16 protein-coding genes are annotated in these 13,717 nt (G+C 65.6%); 12 read left to right on the top strand and 4 right to left on the bottom strand.

Annotation, left to right across the window (positions count from 1 at the left end):
• Positions 1 to 2 precede the first annotated feature (2 nt).
• From AC0GNR_RS02440 to AC0GNR_RS02455, 4 genes are all read left to right on the top strand, one after another.
• On the top strand, positions 3 to 290 hold the full coding sequence (locus AC0GNR_RS02440; RefSeq protein WP_472899417.1) for a hypothetical protein: 288 nt from the start codon (positions 3 to 5) through the stop codon (positions 288 to 290).
• 99 nt (positions 291 to 389) lie between these two features.
• Positions 390 to 1,217: a proteasome-type protease gene (locus AC0GNR_RS02445; protein ID WP_472899418.1), complete on the top strand. Its 828-nt coding sequence runs from the start codon at positions 390 to 392 to the stop codon at positions 1,215 to 1,217.
• Between the two features lie 127 nt (positions 1,218 to 1,344).
• Entirely contained in the window at positions 1,345 to 2,199 is an 855-nt protein-coding gene (locus AC0GNR_RS02450; RefSeq protein WP_472899419.1) for an alpha/beta hydrolase, read from the top strand.
• An 84-nt stretch (positions 2,200 to 2,283) separates the two neighbouring features.
• Positions 2,284 to 4,224 (top strand): PAS domain S-box protein, encoded by a 1,941-nt coding sequence (locus tag AC0GNR_RS02455; RefSeq protein WP_472899420.1) that lies wholly within the window; start codon positions 2,284 to 2,286, stop codon positions 4,222 to 4,224.
• A gap of 17 nt (positions 4,225 to 4,241) precedes the next feature.
• Here AC0GNR_RS02455 and AC0GNR_RS02460 read toward each other — a convergent pair whose 3' ends face one another.
• The 3 genes from AC0GNR_RS02460 to AC0GNR_RS02470 all read right to left on the bottom strand — a co-directional run bounded on the left by AC0GNR_RS02460 (position 4,242) and on the right by AC0GNR_RS02470 (position 7,070).
• Complete coding sequence (locus AC0GNR_RS02460; protein WP_472899421.1) at positions 4,242 to 5,531, bottom strand: MFS transporter; 1,290 nt, start codon at positions 5,529 to 5,531, stop codon at positions 4,242 to 4,244.
• A 19-nt stretch (positions 5,532 to 5,550) separates the two neighbouring features.
• Positions 5,551 to 6,381, bottom strand: coding sequence for an undecaprenyl-diphosphate phosphatase (locus tag AC0GNR_RS02465; protein ID WP_472899422.1), 831 nt, complete (start codon positions 6,379 to 6,381; stop codon positions 5,551 to 5,553).
• A 110-nt stretch (positions 6,382 to 6,491) separates the two neighbouring features.
• Entirely contained in the window at positions 6,492 to 7,070 is a 579-nt protein-coding gene (locus tag AC0GNR_RS02470; protein WP_472899423.1) for a DUF1439 domain-containing protein, read from the bottom strand.
• On the opposite strand from AC0GNR_RS02470, the gene AC0GNR_RS02475 reads away from it, so the two are divergent.
• From AC0GNR_RS02475 to yjjJ, 7 genes are all read left to right on the top strand, one after another.
• Positions 7,069 to 7,245 (top strand): hypothetical protein, encoded by a 177-nt coding sequence (locus tag AC0GNR_RS02475; RefSeq protein WP_472899424.1) that lies wholly within the window; start codon positions 7,069 to 7,071, stop codon positions 7,243 to 7,245. The two genes, AC0GNR_RS02470 and AC0GNR_RS02475, sit on opposite strands and share 2 nt — an antisense overlap.
• Before the next feature lie 53 nt (positions 7,246 to 7,298).
• Positions 7,299 to 7,712: a DUF2306 domain-containing protein gene (locus AC0GNR_RS02480; protein WP_472899425.1), complete on the top strand. Its 414-nt coding sequence runs from the start codon at positions 7,299 to 7,301 to the stop codon at positions 7,710 to 7,712.
• Between the two features lie 45 nt (positions 7,713 to 7,757).
• On the top strand, positions 7,758 to 8,072 hold the full coding sequence (locus AC0GNR_RS02485; protein WP_472899426.1) for a 2TM domain-containing protein: 315 nt from the start codon (positions 7,758 to 7,760) through the stop codon (positions 8,070 to 8,072).
• Between the two features lie 90 nt (positions 8,073 to 8,162).
• Positions 8,163 to 9,263, top strand: a complete 1,101-nt coding sequence (locus AC0GNR_RS02490; RefSeq protein WP_472899427.1) for a sensor histidine kinase — start codon at positions 8,163 to 8,165, stop codon at positions 9,261 to 9,263.
• Positions 9,260 to 9,919, top strand: a complete 660-nt coding sequence (locus tag AC0GNR_RS02495) for a DUF2238 domain-containing protein (protein ID WP_472899428.1) — start codon at positions 9,260 to 9,262, stop codon at positions 9,917 to 9,919. Before AC0GNR_RS02490 ends, AC0GNR_RS02495 begins: the two co-directional genes overlap by 4 nt.
• 13 nt (positions 9,920 to 9,932) lie before the next feature.
• On the top strand, positions 9,933 to 10,748 hold the full coding sequence (locus AC0GNR_RS02500; protein WP_472899429.1) for a LytR/AlgR family response regulator transcription factor: 816 nt from the start codon (positions 9,933 to 9,935) through the stop codon (positions 10,746 to 10,748).
• 91 nt (positions 10,749 to 10,839) lie between these two features.
• Positions 10,840 to 12,162 carry a type II toxin-antitoxin system HipA family toxin YjjJ gene (yjjJ, locus tag AC0GNR_RS02505; RefSeq protein ID WP_472899430.1) on the top strand — a complete coding sequence of 441 codons (1,323 nt, stop codon included), beginning with the start codon at positions 10,840 to 10,842 and terminating at the stop codon, positions 12,160 to 12,162.
• A 198-nt stretch (positions 12,163 to 12,360) separates the two neighbouring features.
• On the opposite strand, the gene AC0GNR_RS02510 is transcribed toward yjjJ, so the two are convergent.
• Complete coding sequence (locus AC0GNR_RS02510; RefSeq protein ID WP_472899431.1) at positions 12,361 to 12,828, bottom strand: hypothetical protein; 468 nt, start codon at positions 12,826 to 12,828, stop codon at positions 12,361 to 12,363.
• Positions 12,829 to 12,994: 166 nt separating this feature from the next.
• Here AC0GNR_RS02510 and AC0GNR_RS02515 point away from each other — a divergent pair, with 166 nt between their 5' ends.
• Positions 12,995 to 13,627, top strand: a complete 633-nt coding sequence (locus tag AC0GNR_RS02515; protein ID WP_472899432.1) for a DUF924 family protein — start codon at positions 12,995 to 12,997, stop codon at positions 13,625 to 13,627.
• The last annotated feature ends 90 nt before the right edge of the window (positions 13,628 to 13,717 follow it).

Genomic DNA, 13,717 nt, shown 5'->3' on the forward strand with positions numbered 1-13,717 from the left:
ACATGAAACGACGCTTTGTACTGGCAGGATTGTTGGCACTAACAACCCTTGCCGAGGCACAAGACCGGTCGATGCAAGCCGAAAAGGCACTCACCGTGTTGCTGTTTACCGAAGAGGCCGACGAATTCACCGCCTACCGCTTCATCAACAGTCGGGGATATGTGGAAATCATTTTCGCGTCAAACACGCCGCGAGACACCGCCAAGGCTCTGATGGAAAAAATCAAGGCACTGCCGGACGTAGCAGGGGCTCGGGAGAGCTTTTCGGGAACGCCCTGCAAGCGGTTCTGAGCCTGGGGTTCGCGGTGGCGTCATCGGACAGGTGGATAAACTCACAGGTTCCGTTGTTCTACCCTGTGCCAGCCCGCCTGGCTCGAAAACGCTCCCCAAATGACTTATTGCGTCGCCGTCAAACTCAACGCCGGATTGGTGTTCCTCTCCGACTCCCGCACCAATGCGGGCCTAGACCAGATCAGCACCTTCCGCAAAATGATCGTGTATGAAAAACCGGGTGACCGCTTCATGTGCCTGCTCTCAGCGGGCAACCTGAGCATCTCGCAGTCGATCCGCGAGATTCTTCAGGTGGAGCAACTGGACAACCCCGAAGGCGGTGACCCGATCACGATCTGGAACGCCAAAAGCATGTTCGACGCCGCCCGCGTGCTGGGCGCGGCGGTGCGCCATGTGTTTGAGCGCGATGGCGAGTCGCTGCAACGCGCCGGGGTGGACTTCAACGTTTCCATCATCTTTGGCGGGCAGATCGCGGGCGAAGGCATGCGCCTGTTTCAGGTGTATTCGGCCGGCAACTTCATCGAAGCCACTTCGGAAACCCCGTTTTTCCAGATCGGCGAGTCCAAATACGGCAAACCGGTGCTCGACCGCGTGATCACGCCCGACACGCCGCTGAACGAAGCGGCCAAGTGCGTGCTGGTGTCGATGGACTCCACGCTGAAGTCCAACCTGTCGGTGGGGCTGCCGCTGGACCTGGCGGTGTACGAAGTGGACCGCCTGGCCTCGGACAAGATCACCTGCATCGACGACAACAACCCCTACTTCCGCATGGTGCACAACACCTGGGGCCAGAAACTGCGCGAGGTGTTTGACAGCATCGAGCACCCCACCTGGGACGGCGCCCACACCGAAGTGCCCTTGCTGTGCGGCAGCCCGCGCAGCCAGCCGCTGAAAAAGATCACCAACGCCAAAGAGAAGCTGATCTGACCCCCGCGCCGCCTTCGGCGTCACCCCCTGCCAGGGGGCGACACTGGCCGTCCGGCAGAGCCGGCCCGGCGGTGTCCTGGGTTCGTTCCGTTGCAGCGGAGCGATCCATTTTGAGGACCCTCCCCGCATGTCTTTAATTGTTTTCTCCCACGCCAACAGCTTCCCGGCCAGCACCTACGGGGTGCTGTTCAAGTCGCTGCGCGCGCGCGGGTTTGCGGTGCGTGCGGTGGACAAGTTTGGCCACGACCCGCGCTACCCGGTCACCAGCAACTGGCCCCACCTGGTGCAGCAACTGGCCGACTTTGCAGCCCCTGAAGTGGAGCGCCACGGTCAGGGCGCCTGGCTGGTGGGCCACTCGCTGGGCGGGTTTTTGAGCGTGATGTGCGCCGCGCGCCACCCGCAGCTCGGTGGCTACCCGGTCAAAGGCGTGCTGCTGATCGATTCGCCCGTGCTGGGCGGCTGGCGTGCGCGCACGCTGGAACTCGTCAAGCGCACCCAGCTCGTGGGCTCGGTGTCGCCCGGCAAGGTGAGCCGGCGCCGGCGCAACAGCTGGCCCGACGCCACCGCCGCCTTTGAACACTTTGCCAGCAAAAAGGCCTTTGCCCGCTGGGACCCGCAGGTGCTGCGCGACTACATTGCCCACGGCACACACGACGCCACCCACGGCACCAGCCGCCAGCGGGTGCTCAGCTTTGACCGCGACATCGAAACCGCGATCTACAACACCCTGCCCCACAACCTGGACCGCCTGCTGCGGCGCCACCCGCTGCAATGCCCCATTGCCTTCATGGGTGGCACTCAATCGCAAGAAATGAAGCAGGTCGGTATGACCATGACGCATCGGCTCGTGGGAAAAAACCATCCAGAACGCCAAATCATGATCGAAGGCAGCCACCTGTTTCCCATGGAAAAGCCACAGGAAACCGCTGCGGGCATTGAAAAGCTGCTGCACGCCATGGCAAAGCCCCAACCTGGCCTTTGAAACAGGGCTTTTTTGTGGCCTATCGGGTGAAGTCTGAGGGGTATAAACTTAAAAATTAGCTTCACCCTCAGCAGCCCCCAGGCCATGACACCCCACACCACGCCCCCGGGCTCCCGCTCGGCACCCAGCGGGTGGCAGCGCTTGCTGACGTGGCAGCCAGAGACCCAAAGCATCTGGAAACGCTACACGGTGGCGGTGGTCATCACGCTGCTGGCTACTTGGCTGCGGGTGGAGCTAGCGCCGGCCGAATCGGGCGGGCGCTTCGTCACCCTGTCGCTTGCGGCGGCCCTGGCCGCCTTGTACGGCGGTTTCGGGGCGGGCATGGTCAGCACCTTGCTGGGCATGCTGCTGGTCAACTTTTTGCTGGTTGAACCGTATTTTTCCCTGGCGATTACCGACCCCTCAGAGGCCTTCTGGCTCAATCTGTGGCACCTGCTCACCCAGCTGGTGGTGGTGGGATCTATCGCCCTGATGCAGCGGCAAAACCTCGCGCTGCGCGCAGCCACCCAACGCAGCCAACTGAGCAACCAGCAGCTCAAGGACACCTTTGAACACAGCGCCACCGGCATGGCGCACAGCCACCTGGATGGCCGCTGGATCCGCATCAACCAGACCTATTGCGACCTGGTGGGCTACACGCACGACGAGGTGCTGCGCATGCACTTTCGTGACTTCACCCATCCTGACGATCTGGGGATCGACATGGAACTGCTGGAGCGCACCCTGGCGGGTGAAATCACACACTACAGCTTCGAGAAGCGCTACATCCACAAACAGGGCCACACCGTGTGGGTGCACCTCACGCTGTCGCTGATCCGCACCGCCGACGGCGCGCCCGACTACCTGATCGCCGTGGTGCAAGACATCAGCCTGCGCAAAAGGACCGAAACGGCCTTGCGAACCAGTGAAACGCTGCTGCTCAAAACGCAAAAAATGGCCGGCATGGCCACCTGGCAGGCCGACGTGGCACAAAAACACTTCACCACGCTCTCGGGCTCGCATGCCTTGCTGGGCCTGCCATTTGCGGATTTTTCCGGTGCCGACCTGATGGCTGTGACCCACCCCGATGACCAGGCCCGCATGCTTGAGCATTGGACCCAGGCGGTCAAGGGCCTGAGCGTGTACGACCACGAATACCGCGTGGTGCTCAACGGGAATGTGCGCTGGTTTTCGGTGCAGGCCGAATTTGAGCGCGACGCGCAAGGCCGCGCGGTACGGGCGCTGGGCGTCACCCACGACGTGACAGGACGCAAGCGCGCAGAGCTGGAAATTCAGCAGCTCAACGCCTCGCTGGAACAGCGCATCCAGGCCCGCACCGAGGCGCTCAAAGGCGCTTACGACGAACTGGAAAGCTATTCGTATGCGGTGGCGCACGACCTGCGTTCGCCGCTGCGCATCATCAACGGTTTTGCCCAGGCCCTGCAAGAAGACGCACCCAGCCTGGATGCCAACAGCCGCCAGCACCTGCAGCGCATCATGGCGGCCAGCAAAAAAATGGGCGAGCTGATCGACGGCCTGCTGCACCTGTCCAAATTTGCCCGTGGCGACATGCAGCGCCAGCCGGTCAACCTGAGCGCCATGGCCACGCGGCTGCTGGAAGAGCTGGCGCACGACCAACCCGAGCGCCAGGTGGAATGGTCGGTAGAGCCCGAGCTGCGGGCACAGGCCGACCCGGCGCTGATGGAAGCGCTGCTGCAAAACCTGCTGCACAACGCCTGGAAATACACCGCCAACGAACCACAGGCGCAGATCCGCGTGTTCGCCCGGGAGCACGGCGGGCAGCCCCACTTTTGCGTCAGCGACAACGGCGCAGGCTTTGACATGGCCCGCGCGGGCAAACTGTTTCAGCCCTTTCAGCGCCTGCACATGCCGCACGAATTCAGCGGTCTGGGCATTGGCCTGGCCACCGCGCGGCGCATTGTGCAGCGCCATGGTGGCGAGCTGCTGGCCCATTCGGCACCGGGCGAGGGCGCCACGTTTTGCTTTACGTTGCCGCCCGAACCGGCGGTACCACTGCGCGGCTGAGCGCGCTGGCCGGTGCTTCAGCGGGGCGGATGGCCGTTGGGCGCGTCGGCCCCGGTGCCGGGCTCGCTCAGGCTGCGCGGGTCCATCTGCAGCACCGCCTGCGAGCCGCCGCCCATGACCACAAACTGCGCTTTGTCTTCGGCCGGCACGGCGGCCGCGGCGCGCAGGCGGTACAGCGTGTACACCGCCAGCACACCCAGCACGGCCGCAAAGTACAGCATCAGGCTGGCGGGGCCAAAACCATCCATGACCACGCCCGCCAGCGTGGGGCCAATGGCTGCGCCCACGCCGTGAATCAGCAACAGGCCGCCGGCAAATTCCACCAGCCGCGTGGAGTCGATCACGTCGTTGACGTGGGCCACCGCCAGACCATAAATGGCAAACATGAGGCCGCCAAACAGCAGCGCCAACGGAATCAACGCGTCGCCCGAAAACTGCGACAGCACATAAGCCGCCCCCGACACGCCCGCGCCCAGCACACAGACCCAGGCCAGCACCAGGCGGCGGTCGTGGCTGTCTGAGTAGTGACCCACCGGCCACTGAAACAGGGCGCCGCCCAAAATGGCCGCCGCTAGAAACGAGGCCACGCCGGCATCGGAAAACCCCACGCCCTTGGCAAACAGCGCGCCCATGCCGTAGAAGGCCCCGGTGATCAGGCCCGAAGCCAGCGCCGCCGCCATGCCCATGGGCGAGGCTTCGTACAGTTTGCGCAGGCTCAGGCGCGGGGCCTGCACCGGCTCGGGCTCGTCCACCGGTGTCATGGTGATGGGCAAGAGGGCAAACGAAAACATCACCGACACCAGCGCAAACGGCACAAACCCCAGGCGGTCGCCCACCAGAATCAGCCACTGGCCCACCGCCAGCGCCACAAAGTTGACCGACATGTACACCGCAAACAGCTTGCCCCGGTGCTCGCTGGGCGCGAGCGCGTTGAGCCAGCTTTCCACCACGATGTACAAGCCCACCAGGCACATGCCGGTCACCAGCCGCAGCACGCCCCAAAACCAGGGGTCCACCCAGAGGGCGTGAAGAATGGGCATGGTGGAGGCCAGCGAAGCCATGGCCGCAAAAGCGCGGATGTGGCCGACCCGGCGAATCACCGCCGGGCACACATAGGTGCCCACCACAAAGCCAACGAAATAAGCCGACGTGACCAGCCCCAGCGTGATGCTGGAAAACTCGGCCACCCCGGCGCGCAAACCGAGCACCGAAAACAGCAGCCCCACCCCGACCACCAACAACCCCACGCCGCTGAGCAAGGTGGACAGCCGCCACACCAGCGGGCCCATGCCGGTTGCGGCGCTCATGGTGGGGCCTTGTGCATGCTCAGGCGACCCAGTCCACCCAACCCAGGGAGGCGGTCAACAAAATCAGGCCCCCAAAGGCGATGCGGTACCAGGCAAACGGGACAAAAGTGTGGTTGCCCACAAAGCGCAGCAGCCACTTCACACACACCCAGGCCGACAACCACGACACCACCAGCCCCACGGCAAACAGCGGAATGTCTGCCGCGCTCAGCAGGTCGCGGTTTTTGTAAATGTCGTAAGCCGCTGCGCCAAACAGCATGGGAATGGCCAGGAAAAAGCTGAACTCGGTGGCGGCCTTGCGGTTGAAGCCCAGCAGCATGGCGCCAATGATGGTGGCGCCCGAGCGGCTCACGCCCGGCACCAGCGCGGTGCACTGCACCAGTCCCACCTTCAGGGCGTCTTGCCAGCGCACGTTGTCCACGTCGTCAATGTGCACCTGGGCGCCGCGCTTTTGCAGGTATTCGGCCCAAAGAATGACGAAGCCGCCCACGATGAAGCCCAACGCCACCACCACCGGGTTGAACAGCACGCCCTTGATGAAGTCGATGAACAGCACACCCGCCAGCGCCGCAGGGAAAAACCCCACCAAGACGTTCAGGGTAAAGCGCTGCGCCTGCCGCTGGGTGGGCAAGCCCACCAGCGTTTCCCACAGCTTGGCCGCGTACAGCGAAACGATGGCCATGATCGCGCCGGTCTGGATCACCACCTCAAACAGCTTGATTTTTTCACCCGGCATGTCCAGCAGCGCCGCCGCCAAAATGAGGTGGCCGGTGGAAGAAATGGGTAAAAACTCGGTCAGGCCTTCCACCACGCCCATGATGGCGGCCTTGATCAACAACGCAAAATCCATGAATCATTCGCCGCAGCGGGCGGTTCGCAAAGTGAGGGCCAGCCAACCACTGGCCAGGCACAAAGACCGTGATCGTACCCCGCGCCACCGCGTATGCCGGGGGCTGCGCGTCAGCGCCGCGCCACGGGGTCCAGCTGCAAGCGCAAACCATCGGGCACCACCTGCAGCGCACCCGGCTCGTAGCCCCAGCCCTGGGCGGCCCGCAGGTCTTCGGGCTTCAGGCGGTGGATCACAAAGTCGCGCAGCAGTTCTTCGGCCAGCACCGCGCCCAGCCGGTTCACGCGAGTGGCGTAGGCCGGGGCCACGCCCGGCACGTCAAAGCGCTCCACCCGCACCTGGGTCAGGCGCACCGTCTGGTCGGCGGGCTCGTAGCGCAGGCTGTAGCTCAGGTCCAGCGTGCCCTGGGTAGGCCGCAGGCCCAGCAGCGAAGCGCCAATGCGGTACCCCATGGCCGTGCCAATGCGGTTTTCGGCCGGCATCAGGCGCACCTGGGGCCGCTCCAGCACCACGTCAAACAGCTCCAGGTAGCGGCTGTTGAAGGGAAACTGGTCCCCGATCATGGCCGCGAGCTTGGCCTCAGACAGGTGCAGGCTGCGTGGCCCCGGCTGCAGCAAAGCACAGCCGGCCAGCCCCCAGGCCAGCAGCATCAAGGCCAGCCAGCGCAGGCCGCGTGGTTTCGGTGTGTTCATGCAAGCCATTGTAGAAATGCAAACCGCTGCGCGGGGTGGCAGCGCGCTTGCAGCAGGTAAGCGGCAGGTAAAGCCCGGCCAGGCCAGCAACAAACTTGCAACAACGCAGCGCCTTTCGCGCCACCCGGCCGGCATTTCGCGCCCGCTGGCGTCGATCCGTCGCAAACCGCTGTGAACGCCACCACGGGCGCGGCACAGTGCGGGCACACCCCACAGCAAAGCCGCCCCATGTCCTTCACGCCCGTCATCGCCATCCACCTCAGCGCCGCGCTGGCCGCGCTGGTCGTTGGGCCCGTGGCCCTGTGGGCGCGCCGCAGCCACGCCCAGCGCCCCCGCCTGCACCGCGCCGCGGGCTACGCGTGGGTCACGCTCATGCTGGTCACCGCCTTGTCGGCCCTGTTCATTCGCGACTTCCGCTTGCCCAACATCGCCGGCTACACCCCCATTCACCTCCTGGTGCCTTTCACGCTGGGCAGCTTGTTTCTGGCTTTTCGGTACCTGCTGCGCGGCAACATCGCCGGCCACCGCAAAAACATGCTGGGCCTGTATGTGGGCGGTTGCCTCGTTGCGGGTGCCTTCACCCTGCTGCCCAGCCGCAGCCTGGGCCAGCTGGTCTGGGGTCAGTGGCTGGGCCTGCTCTGAATCTGTTTTGACCACCACCGTTGACCTGCCCAGAAAGCACCCGCCATGAACCTGAACACCCCACCCCTTTCGCCCGAACTCGAGCACCTGGCCCGCCGACGCGCCAAGGCCAAGCTGGGCTTCTACACCCACGCGCTGGTCTACGCCGTGGTCATCACCGGGCTGAATTTGCTGGCCTTTTCGCAGGGCAAGGTCTGGTCGCTCTGGCCCACTGCCGGCTGGGGCTTTGGCCTGCTGATGCACGGCATGGGCGCGCTGGGCTTGGGTCCCGGCCCTGCGCTGCGCGAGCGCTTGGTGGAGCGAGAGCGCGAGCACCTGCGCAGCCAGCAAGCCACCCCCCACAACACAGGCAACGCCTGATCGATCCCGGCCGGGCCCCGCCCTGGGCCGAAACAGCGCGTGCCAAAATGCCCCATGGGCCCAAGGGCCTTGACCCACCCACCGTCCTCCATGACCGATCTCCGAGCTTCGGCCCTGCTGCGCTGGCTGCCGCCACCGAGTCTGCCCGGTCTGCGCCAGCGCGGGCTCATCGTTTGTGGTGTCGCGCTGGTCATCGCTCTGGTGCAGTGGCTCACGGCATCGCGGGCGCATCCGCTGCTGGCCTCGCTGGTCTACAGCTACGCCATCAGCCTCTGCATCTGGTTTTTCACCGACCCCCTGCGCATTGCCCTGCACCGCTGGCTGCGCACCGAGCCGCCGCACTACTGGGCGCTCAACACGCGCAGCCTGGCCTGGCTGGTGGTCGGCATCGTGCTGGGCTACGTCCTGGGCATCACCGCGGGCGATCTTTATGTGGGCCAGTCCACCTGGGCGCTGCTGGTGCAGGCACCGCAGCGGTTCTGGGGCGTGTGGCTTGGCGCCCTGGGCATCAGCCTGGGCTTTTTGTTTTATTTCTACCAGCGCGAAAAAGCCCTGGCGCTGCAACACGAGGCCACCGAAGCGCAGTTGCGCCTGCTGGAAAGCCAGCTGGAACCGCACATGCTGTTCAACACGCTGGCCAATTTGCGGGCGCTCATCGCCACCGACCCGCCACGCGCACTGACCATGCTCGACCGCCTCAACGACTACCTGCGCGCCACGTTGCGGGCCTCGCGCACCCACGCCCACAGCACCGAGCACACCCTGGCCCACGAATTTGCCCGCCTGCACGACTACCTGGAACTCATGGCCGTGCGCATGGGGCCGCGCCTGCGCACCCGCCTGCATCTACCCGAGCACCTGCAACACCACCCGGTAGCGCCGCTGCTGCTGCAACCTCTGGTGGAAAACGCCATACGCCACGGGCTCGAACCCAGCCTGGAAGGCGGCACCCTCAGCGTGGTGGCCCATGCAGCCGGCGGCCAACTGGTGCTGGACGTGAGCGACACCGGCATGGGTTTTGACGGTGAGCCCACCGCAGGGTTTGGCCTCTCGCAAGTGCGCCAGCGCCTGGCCACGGCCTACCCGGGGCGGGCCTCTTGCGCGCTGCAATCCAGCCCAGGCAACGGCACCACCGCCACCGTGCGCATGCCCCTGCAAACACCGCCCCAACCCCACTTGCCACCCGCATGACCCAACGCCCCTGGCTGCCCAAAACCCTGCTGGCACTGTATGTGCCGGTGTGGGTCGCCTGCGCCATCAACCCGCTGTACCCGTCAGACTGGCTGATCGAAAACATCCTGGTTTTTCTGGCGCTGCCCACCTTGCTGTGGGCCTGGCGCCACCAGCGCTTCAGCGACGGCGCCTGCCTGGGCATTTTTCTGTTCTTTTGCCTGCATTCGCTGGGCACCCACTACACCTACGCCGAAGTGCCTTACGACCGCTGGTGGCAGGCTGTCACCGGGCACACGTTCAACGCGCTCTTTGGCTGGGAGCGCAACCACTTTGACCGCTTCGTCCACCTGGCTTATGGCCTGCTGCTCACACCCGTGTTCAACGAGCTGCTGGGGCGCGTGGTGCGGGTGCGCAGCGCGGTGTGGATGTGCGTGCTGTCGGCCAGTTTCATGGGCTTGCACGCCATGGTTTACGAGCTGGTGGAATGGGCCACCGCCCTGGTGGTAGCGCCCGAGCTGGGTGCCGCCTACCTGGGCACCCAGGGCGACGTGTGGGACGCCCACAAAGACATGGCGCTGGCCGTGCTGGGCAATGCCATCACCCTCGCCTACCAAACCCTGCGCCAGCGCCTGCCGCTGGCCGGGCCCGACTGGCAACCCGCCGCCCGGCCCTGAAACCCCCGCAACCATGCCCCACCCAGCCACCGCCCTGATTGCCGAAGACGAACCCCTGCTGGCGGCCGCGCTGCAGGCCGAGCTGGCCCGCGCCTGGCCTGCGCTGCAGGTGTGCGCCGTGGTGGGCGACGGCGCCAGCGCCGTGCGCGAAGCCTTGCAGCGCCGGCCCGACGTGCTGTTTCTCGACATCCGCATGCCCGGCCTGAGCGGCCTGGAAGCCGCTGCCGAACTGGCCGATGCCTGGTCGCAAGGCACCGGCGCCGCGCCGTTTCCCGCCACCGTGTTTGTGACCGCCTACGACCAATACGCCGTGCAAGCCTTTGAAGCGCAAGCGGTGGACTACCTTTTAAAACCCGTGATGCCCGAGCGCCTGGCGCGCACCGTGCAGCGCGTGCAGCAGCTGCTGGCCCAGCGCAGCACGGCCACCGCAGGCAATCCGCTGGAACACACGCTGAGCCAGCTGCGCGCCCTGCTCGCCCCCCAGCCACCTGCCCAGCCCAGCGAGCCGCTGCGCGTGATCCAGGCCAGCGTCGGCAACGCCCTGCGCCTGGTGCCGGTGGACGAGGTGCTGGTGTTTGAAGCCGCCGACAAATACGTGCGCGTGCTCACCGCGGCCGAAGAGCTGCTGATACGCACCCCGCTCAAAGACCTGCTGCCCCAGCTGGACGACCGCGTGTTCTGGCAGATTCACCGCGGCACCGTGGTGCGGGCCAGCGCCATCCACACCGTCACGCGCAACGAAGCCGGCCAACTGCACCTGAGCCTGCGCGGGCGCAGCGAAACCCAGGCCGTGAGCCGGCTCTACGCGCAGCGCTTCAAAGCCATGTAACTGTGTATTTTTTCCATTCAAAAGCTGGCCAAAATACACCCGTTTAAAGAATGAAATATGATGAATAAATATCTATTCATATTTCCATTCAATGAGCCACCCCGCCCCAACTGAAACGCCCGCCCTGGACGCCCTGCGCCAGCTTGGCGGTGTGGCCACCAGCGCCGAGCTGCAGGCCCGCCTGGGCGTGAGCCAGCCCACGGTGTCGCGGGCGCTGGCGCCGCTGGTGCGCAGCGGGCAGGTGCTCAAGGTGGGTGCGGCGCGCTCGCAGCGCTACTTGTTGCCGCGCCACATTGACGGTGTGGGCACCGAAGTGCCCATGATGCGGGTGGACGCGCAAGGCCGCGTGAGCCCGTTTGGACGCATGGTGCCGCTGCCCGGCGGGCGCTTCTGGGTGGACGAAGCCGATGGCCTCAGCCAGCTGCACGACGGCCTGCCCTGGTTTCTGAACGACATGCGCCCCCAGGGCTTCATGGGCCGCACCTTTGCCCACGCCCACCCCCAGCTGCGCCTGCCGCCCGACCTGCGCTACTGGAGCGACGGCGATGTGTTGAAAGCCCTGGTGCAAGCCGGTGACGACCTGCCCGGCAACCTGGTGGTGGGCCAGCCCGCGCTGGAGCGCCTGCACACGCTGGCGCAGCGCACGGTGCGCGTGAGCCACCCCGAGTTGGAATACCCCGCGCTGGCCGAGCAGGCCATGCAAGGCACGCTACCCGGCTCGTCAGCTGGCGGCGAGCAGCCCAAGTTTTGTACCGTGCTTGGTGAGCAACCGGTGATTGTGAAGTTTTCACCCGCCGGCAGCGCCCCGGCCGACCAGCGCCTGCGCGACCTGCTGGTGTGCGAGCACCTGGCCCTGCACACGCTCGCGCAAGCCGGCTTGCCGGCGGCGCACACCCGCATCGTCCTAGCCGGTGGCCGTGTGTTTCTGGAAGCCCAGCGCTTTGACCGCACCACGGCGGGCCGCATCGGCATGGTGTCGCTCTTGGTGTACGACTCGGAATACGTGGGCCAGATGGACGACTGGGCCGCCACCGCAAGGCGCATGGCCCAGCGCCGCCTGCTCACCGAGCAAGACGCCAGCCACCTGCGCCTGCTGGAAGCCTACGGCGTGCTCATTGCCAACACCGACCGCCACTACGGCAACATTTCGCTGCTGCTGGACAACGACGACTGGCGCCTGTCACCCACCTACGACATGCTGCCCATGCTCTACGCGCCCATCAACGGCGAGCTGGTGCCGCGTGAGTTTGGTGAACGCGCCCTGCAGCCCACCGCCAACACCCTGGCCGAATGGCCACAAGCCCGCGCCCTGGCGCTGCGCTTCTGGCAAGCCGCTGCGGCCGACGCGCGCATTTCAAACGGGTTTCGCGCCTTGGCGCAGGCCAACCACGACACGGTTCAAAGGCTGGGCTGACGCGGGCGGAAGCGGGCCGAAGAACCCTCACCCCGGCCCTCTCCCGCAAGCGGGAGAGGGAGTGGAAGCAAGAAAACCGACTGGGATCAACAACTGTGTGCCGTGCGTGACTTGCCCCCTCTCCCGCTTGCGGGAGAGGGCTGGGGTGAGGGGCATTCCGACTGCTCCGGGCAGCGCCCGCAAAACCGCACACCAGCATCAGCGCCGGCCGTGGCCGCGTCGGTCGTCGTCACCCCGGTCGTAGCGGTCATCCCGGTCGTAGCGATCGTGCCGGTCATGGCGCTTGTGCCATTTTTTGTGGTGGCGGTCGCGGCGGTCATCCCAGCGCTGGGCGTGGCCATAGCTCTGGTAATACACCGGCTGCGGTGCCACCACCACCGGGCGCACATACGGGTAAGGCTGGTGCACCACCACCGGCTGCTGGTAAACCACCACCGGGCGGTGCCGCACACCCGGGTACTGGTGCACCACCACCGGCGGCGCATTGGACACGCCCACCGACACACCCGGCTGCTGAATGCCCACCGACCAATACACATCGCTGGCATGCGCCTGCGTGAGGCCCGCCGACAGCGCCCATGCGCCCGCCGCCAGGGTAGCCAAGGTCAGCCCACGGGCCACGGCCGAGGTGCGTTTCCAATACGTATTCAAAGACAAGGTTTTCATGGGTTGCTCCTGGTTGCAAAGCTGTTGACGCCTTGTAGGTGCATTACAGAAAAAATCGCTGTAACCTGTACCGCACGCACAGTCAAAGTCGTTGCCAGACGTAACAGGCTCCGTGCCCCTGGCATCTGCTGCCCAGCACCCAACCGGTGCACACCAAGGTCACGCCATGAGCAACAACGCCCCCCACAGCCCCACCAACCCCACCGCACAAGACGTGCTCAGCTTCTGGCTGGGTGACGGCCTGCTGTACGACTGGCCCAGCACCGACCACAGCTCCCTGTGGTTTGGCGGCGGCGCCACACAAGACGAGCAAATACGCCACCGCTTTGGCGCCTTGGTAGACGAAGCGCTGATCGGTGGCCTCGCCGACTGGGAAGCCACCGTCAACAGCCGGCTCGCGCTCATCATCGTGCTCGACCAGTTCACCCGCAATGTGTACCGAGGCCAGGCCCGCGCCTTTGCCGGCGACCCGCGCGCCCAGCAACTGGTGCTGCAAACCCTCACCATGGGGCAAAACACCCTGCTCCCCCGCGTGGGCCGCGTGTTTCTTTACATGCCGCTCATGCACGCCGAAGACCTGGCCCTGCAAGACGAATGCGTGGCGCGCTTCACCCACCTGCTCAACACCGCCACCCCCGAACGCCGCGAAGCCCTGGCCAGCAACCTGCGCTTTGCGCAGCAGCACCGCGACATCGTGGCGCAATACGGTCGCTTCCCTTACCGCAACGCCGCGCTCGGCCGCGAAAACACGCCCGCTGAAACCGAGTTTCTGAAAACCGGCCCGCGCTTCGGGCAGTAACGCCGCGTGCCATGCCTGGCCCCGCAAGGGCCACGTCATGCAGGCGTCACCAAGCCGTCACCCGGCGGTCACGCGCCGTCTTTACAACCG

This window comes from Hydrogenophaga sp. LT287, assembly GCF_055702805.1.